This window comes from Pseudonocardia sp. ICBG1142 (genome assembly GCF_020496255.1).
Classification (GTDB): Bacteria; Actinomycetota; Actinomycetes; order Mycobacteriales; family Pseudonocardiaceae; genus Pseudonocardia.
In genome coordinates this window covers 1-2,888 of the sequence record NZ_JAHLJC010000054.1, presented here as the reverse complement: position 1 = coordinate 2,888, position 2,888 = coordinate 1, and the positions used below count along the sequence as shown (strand labels likewise).

Sequence of the window (2,888 nt, the reverse complement as noted above, 5' to 3'; positions counted from 1 at the left end):
TTACGCAAATCCCCTCCCCACTAGTCGGCGAGGTCTCACCTGTCACTAAAGAGATAGAGCAAGTGCATGCACCAGCTGGCCGCCTTGTCGGCGAGCCGACGCGACCTCCTCATGAATTACTAAGATCATCCAGATTGGTCGCGATTGCAAGTCTCGTCAGTAGAGTTACTGGCTTCATTCGCAACATCGCGCTCGTGTCGATCCTTGGATTCGCATCCCTAAATGATGCATACACGATTTCTAACACGCTTCCTAATGTCGTTTACGAGTTGCTCCTCGGCGGGGTTCTAAGCAGTGTAATGATCCCCGTCCTAGTCCGCGCTCAAGGCGACGCTGATGGGGGCGAAAAGTTCACGAGAAAGTTGCTAACACTTACAGGAGTTGCGCTCCTGGTCGCAACTATTCTAGCCGTGCTAGCTGCGCCCTTATTGACACGTCTCGTGATTAGCGCGAGTGAGGCAGCTCCCGCAAACTCTGAGCTCACCACGGCATTCTCCTGGCTCCTTCTTCCGCAGATCTTTTTCTATGGCATGGGAGCGCTACTCGGGGCGATTCTCAATTCAAAGCAAGTTTTTCGGCCCATTTGCCTGGGCCCCGGTCCTGAACAATATCGTCGTGCTCGCCACGCTCGCGGTCTATGCGCTAATCCCTGGTGAGATTTCAATCAACCCGATAACTATGGGGGAGCCTAAGCTGTTAGTGCTCGGCTTAGGAACAACCATCGGTGTTGTCGCGCAAACACTGCTGCTACTACCATACATGAAGCGCGTCGGATTCAATTATCGTCCGCTATGGGGCTGGGACTCAAGACTGTCGCAAGCTGGCGGAATGGCCTTGTGGGTCACTGGGTACGTTGCAGTGGGGCAGATCGGCTACGTTATCACTACGCGTGTAGCGACAGCAGCTGATGCTGGTTCTGTTGTCACCTATACGAATGCCTGGTTGTTACTGCAAGTTCCTTATGGCGTTCTGGGAGTCTCTCTTTTAACCACACTGATGCCTCGGCTTAGTCGGGCCGCAGCAAACGCTGACATTAGACAGCTCGCTAATGACTTTTCTCTAGGGGTAAGATTATCCACCCTGGCTTTAGTCCCCGTCGCTGCCGTAATGACCGCCTTTGGCGACGTCCTTGGTATCGCCTTATTTTCGATCGGTGCTGGGGGCGGCTCGGGCGCAGAACGGCTTGGCCTGACTGTTGCATGGTCGGCATTTGGAATATTGCCGTACGCGGTGATGATGCTACAAATTCGCGTCTTCTACGCGCAGGGCGACTCGCGCACCCCGACGCTAATCCAGTTGTGGCTGATCACGTTAAAGGTGCCACTTCTGCTTCTGTGTCCGATGGTCCTGCCGTCTGAGCAAGTGGTCATCGGGATTGCCGCGGTTAACTCTCTTTCTTTTCATCTGGGCCGCCATCGCTAGCCAATGGCTCCTCCGTCGAAAAATGGGGGAGATTCCGATCAGTGAAGTGCTAGACTTTCTTTGGCGGGTCTCCCTATCTGCAGGATTAAGCGCAGTCGCTGCTCGGGGTGCACTGGAGCTGGCAGAGCCGCTGCTGGCGACCTACCCGGGCCTCGTGCGTGCGTGGGCTCTGCTCCTTGCCGGAGCCCTTATCTCCCTATCCCTTACTTTTGCCACGTTAAAATTACTGAAAACGCCCAGCATTAACGACCTTCTTGGTCGTAAAGATCACATGGGAGCAAACTAAGCCTCATGGGCAAGAAGAAATGGTGACTCGCTCGCTGACCTCGCCACGATCCACGCCGACCACCACGACCTCGACGTCTCCATCTACGGCGGCGAGTGGGACGATCCCGGCATCATCACAGTCCAGGTCTGGCGCACAGAACTCATCGACCGCAACGAAGACCTCCCAGACTCCTGACTCAACCGGGTCATCCGAAAAATCGGATGACCCCTGCCTACCAGCACAAACACCCACCCAGGAGACCCGCGTGTCTGTCGTGAAGATCAACGCCATCACCGTCCCCGACGGAGCCGGACCGGAGCTGGAAGCCCGGTTCGCCGCCCGCTTCGCTCAGGGCTGCATGAACGAGGTGCCCGGGTTCCTCGGCTACGAGCTGCTCCGCCCCGTCGCGGGCGACACCCGGTACTTCGTCTACACCCGCTGGGAGCACGACGCCCGCCTTCCAGGCATGGCGCACCGTCGGCGCCGCGGCCGCGCACTGCGACCGCGACAGCGACAGCGACAGCGACCGCCCGCAGGTCGGGACCGGCGCTGACCTGCTGGAATTCGAGACCGTGCCCTCGGCAACAGCATCGGACACAGCATCTGGGACGGCTTCTGAGGAAGGGACCGCGACCGCATGACCACCGCCACCGGGCTCCGTGTCCTCGCCGCCACCGGCGCCGCCGCGCTCACGCTCAGCGCGGCCGGGGTCGCGACCGCCGCCGAGGACATCCACTACGAGAAGGCCGGGACCTTCCCCGACGTCGCTGCCTGCGCCGATGCCGGACACACCACACCCGGGTGTCACGACCTGGCTCTGCGACGAACACCCCGACGGCACCGCCGACCTCTACCTCGTCCCGGCATAGACGTCAGGTGCCGGTCTTGACCAACACCACCACCCAGACTGGGTCTGATGGGTAAGAAGAAGCAGCACAGCCGGACCGACCCGAGCAGCAAGGCCCGACGCCGCGCACAGCGCAAAGCCCGCGACAACGACCTCCCGCCCTTCCCCGGCCGCGACGCCGACCACGGGCTTGGGCTCGGGCTCCGGCTCATCGGGACCATCGTCGTGAACGCCGACTACCACCAGCACGACGACGGCACCTGGACCGCCACCGTCGCCCCCGAACTGCTGCCCGGCGCGGTCACCATCGACGACGTCGACCCTCCACACCGTCTTCCACAAAGTCATCGC

At 60.2% G+C, this 2,888-nt stretch carries 3 protein-coding genes and 1 pseudogene; all 4 read left to right on the top strand.

The features are described 5' to 3' along the window. Positions 1-62: 62 nt before the first annotated feature. Entirely contained in the window at positions 63-656 is a 594-nt protein-coding gene (gene murJ / locus KPL59_RS36460; RefSeq protein WP_308188012.1) for a lipid II flippase MurJ, read from the top strand. Beyond that, positions 616-1,422, top strand: coding sequence for a lipid II flippase MurJ (gene murJ, locus KPL59_RS35315; RefSeq protein ID WP_308188011.1), 807 nt, complete (start codon positions 616-618; stop codon positions 1,420-1,422). The genes murJ (KPL59_RS36460) and murJ (KPL59_RS35315) overlap by 41 nt, the downstream gene beginning before the upstream one ends. Before the next feature lie 533 nt (positions 1,423-1,955). Further along, positions 1,956-2,331 (top strand): annotated as a pseudogene (locus KPL59_RS35310) (antibiotic biosynthesis monooxygenase). 275 nt (positions 2,332-2,606) lie between these two features. Continuing rightward, positions 2,607-2,888, top strand: a 282-nt coding sequence (locus KPL59_RS35305; protein ID WP_226363383.1) for a hypothetical protein, incomplete at its 3' end; no start/stop codon positions are given.